This is a genomic window from Roseateles sp. P5_E11, from assembly GCF_054049355.1.
Genome location: NZ_JBFUMO010000608.1, coordinates 1 through 3,373, shown reverse-complemented (window position 1 = coordinate 3,373; position 3,373 = coordinate 1). Strand labels below are relative to the sequence as shown.

Annotated in this window: 3 protein-coding genes; all 3 read right to left on the bottom strand. The window is 65.5% G+C overall.

What is annotated here, in order from left to right; translation table 11 throughout:
* Positions 1-888, bottom strand: an 888-nt coding sequence (locus ACXJKR_RS27795; protein ID WP_457325574.1) for a glycoside hydrolase 43 family protein, incomplete at its 3' end; no start/stop codon positions are given.
* Between the two features lie 77 nt (positions 889-965).
* Positions 966-2,453 (bottom strand): glycoside hydrolase family 43 protein, encoded by a 1,488-nt coding sequence (locus ACXJKR_RS27790; RefSeq protein ID WP_457325573.1) that lies wholly within the window; start codon positions 2,451-2,453, stop codon positions 966-968.
* A 396-nt stretch (positions 2,454-2,849) separates the two neighbouring features.
* The coding region (locus ACXJKR_RS27785) for a substrate-binding domain-containing protein (protein WP_457325572.1) at positions 2,850-3,373 on the bottom strand (524 nt) is incomplete at its 5' end.

The following is a 3,373-nucleotide window of genomic DNA, read 5'->3' as shown; positions in this document are numbered from 1 at the left end:
GAGATAGGCGTACCACTTGCCGTCGGGCGTGTCGATGAGGCCGCCCTGGGCGATACCGCGGTCATCGAGCACGATGCGACCYTCGTAGGGCCCGTCGATGCTGTCGGCGCGGTGGACGATGACGGTGGGCGCCCAGCGGCTTGCGGGCGAGGCGATGTTGAAGAGGTAGTAGCGGCCGTTGATCTTGGAAAGATGCGAACCCTCGCCATTGAGCCCGCCCAGGTCGGTGCCGAAGACGGTGTTGACGTTCTCGATGAGAACCTTGTTCACGCCGCCGGGCTTGATGCCGGAGAGATCGGATTTCAGCTCGACGAGCGTGATGCGCCCGCCTCCGTAAACCATGTAGACGCGACCGTCATCGTCGAAGAACAGGCTGTGGTCATGCAGCACGGGCTCGAAGCTCATCTCCTTCCACGGGCCGCGCTCTGGATCGCGCGTGGTGTAGATGTGGGTGCGTCCGCTGGTGTAGGAGAACGTCGAGGCATAGAACACGCCGTCGTGGTAACGCAGGCTGGGGGCCCACGAGCCGGCCGCGTAGGCGTCCTTGCCGTTGTCGAGGCGGAGGGCTTCGTTGTCTGCCAGCGTTTCATAGGCGTAGGAAGCCATGCGCCAGTTGACCAAGTCCGTCGACTTCATGATCGGCAGGCCCGGGCTCRTGTGCATCGTCGTGCTGCTCATGTAGTAGGTCTTGCCTACTCGGATGATGGCGATGTCCKGAACGTCGGCCCAGATCAGCGGGTTGTGAGCAGGAGCTGCCTGTGCCGCCGGAACGGCCTGAGACGCGACGCAGAGCACGAGGGCCATCACGAGCCAAAGAACCGGGCGGTTCATGAGGCGGGTGGGAGAGGCGGCGCAAGGGCGGCTCAGGTCGTCAGCGTGTTTGTCCATGTTTTGTCCGGATCAGTCATTTGGAGTCGCGTCGGTCAAGGCGACTTGCCGCCCGGCCTGAGGCCGTTTCAGCGCGCCTACCGCGCATACAGCGCGAACGCGAAGTCCGCAGGGCGGCCGCTTTCCTTGTCCTTCAGCGGCCGGTCATCAAGGGTCGCCTCGCCGTCGGCATAGACATCGCTGCGGCTGGCGCGGAGGTTGATCGTCACCGCGTCCTTCTGGCCCTGCAGCGTCAGCGCGTAGCGACGACCGGACTTCAGCACGACAGGCAGATGGGCGCTGAAGTCGAAGCTCAGCAGCCCGGCCCCTTGCGGCCGGTAGGCAATGGCCAGGCCCTCGCCCGCACCGAGCAGTTCGGTGCCGGCCTCCACGTCGCGCAACGACAGGCGCAAGCTGCGCGTGGCGTCCGTGCCGTGGCCGTCACCGGCGTACAGGCTGAGCCGGCCTAGTGGGATGTCGGCGCGCGGCACGAAGGTCTGCACCAGGCGGCTGGCGCCGCCGTCGCGGTTGAAGCCGATGGGCTCGGGTGTCTGCTCGAAAGGCCGGGTGACGGAGGCCAGCGCCGGGCTGCCAGGCCAGGTTTCGGGATAGCCCTGGGCGAACTGCTGGACGGCCACGCGCGGGTCGGAGCGGCCCGGGTCCGCCAGCGCCGGCACCTTGCCCTTGGGCGGCTGGGGCGGCTTGCTGATGCCGGCTTCCGTCTGCGTGATCGGCCACATGCGGCCGTCGGCGTCGTAGTAGAGGTACTCCATCGCGACCGAGCGGCGGGAGGTGGCGCCGGTCTCGCCGTTCAGGGTCAGCCCGGCATTGTGATAAACGAGATAGGACTGGCCCTTGAAGTCGTCGATGACGCCGGCATGGATGGTGAAGCTGTTGGGCACGGCGCCGGTCAGCAGGCCCTGGTAGGTCCAAGGGCCGCGTGGGCTCGGCGCGGTGGCATAAGACAGATGCTCAAAGAGACCCTGCTGCGCCATGGATGCGTAGGTCAGGTAGTACGTGCCCTTGCGCTTGGACAGCCACGGCCCCTCGGTGTAGTTGGGCACCGAGATCTTCTCGATGGGGCCGTCCAGCTCGGTCATGTTGGCCTTGAGCTTGGCCAGGTAGAGCACCGGGTTGCCCCAGGCCAGCCAGGCGGTGCCGTCGTCGTCGATGAAGACGGTGGGATCGATGTCGCTCCAGCCGTAAGGGCTTGGCGTGGACGCATCGGTAATCAACGCCGAGCCGCGTGCATCCTTGAACGGGCCCAGCGGGTTGTCGGCCACCGCCACGCCGATGGCCTTGCCCGGCTGCGTGTCGTTGTGCTGCACGGTGGCGTAAAAGTAGAAGCGGCCATTGCGCTGCACCACCTGCGCGGCCCAGGCATCGCTCACCGCCCACTTGAAATCGGTGGGCTTCATGACGGTGCCGTGGGCGGTCCACTGGCGCAGGTCCTTGGACGAGTAGGCCAGCCACTCCTTCATCAGGAAGAAGTTGTTGCCCTTGGCCTCGTCGCGACCCACGTAGAGGTAGGCCGTGTCGCCCACCACCAGCGGTGCGGGGTCGGCGGTGAAGCGGTCGCGCAGCACGGGGTTGGCGCCTGGTGCCAGTCCGGCGGCCGGAGCGGCGGCACACGTGATGGCTGCGCAGCAAAGAGCGGTGTGTTGAAGCAGTCTGGCGAGGCGCATGGCTAAGTGAGAACCTTCAATTCGGTTGTGGCGGCTGTGCACATGGTGGTTTGCGGACTCATCGATCGACCCCACGGGCAAAGCAGGGTCATCGTCAGCAGCGAGGTCCGCGGGAGAAATGAATGGATTCGCCCCGCGGCATATGACTCCTCCAACCACGCGCGTTAATTCACCGGTTAATCAATTTGATGGGGCGGTTAATCAATTGACCAAAATAGTTGCGGTCGTGCCGCGCAAGCAATCTTAGTTCGTTCGGTGGCCGAACTAACTAGGGAAAAACCTAGCGGCTTCCCCGTGTCAAGGGACGATCAGCTGCGTGCTTCGAGGACCTGGCAAGCTTCGGCCGTGAACGATTTCGATGGGCAGAACGATGTCGCTTGGGCCGGCGTAGGCTTCCCCTCGGCGCTGCGCTTCGATCAACTGCATCAGGACCTCGACCGCGCGGCGCCCCATCTCAAGCAGGGGCTGGCGCACCGTCGTCATGTGCAGTGAGCGGGCCAGCAAGGTGTCATCGAAGCCTGCAATCGAGATGTCCCGAGGAACGCTCAGCCCGACGCCCTCCAATGCCTCGATGYAGCCGAAGGCGATGTCGTCGCTGCCACAGCAGACGGCCTCGGGCAACGGCCGGCCGCGGTGGCGTTGCAGCCATTCCTGCATGGCCTGCCTGCCCCCTTCGCCGGTGAACCACGTGCGGATCACATGGTCGGAAGCAACTTCGACCCCGGCTTCGGCATGGGCGCGCARGAAGCCCTCGACACGGCGGTCCGCGCCCTTGGCGCGCACCGGTCCCCCCACGCAGAGGATGCGGCGATATCCAAGCC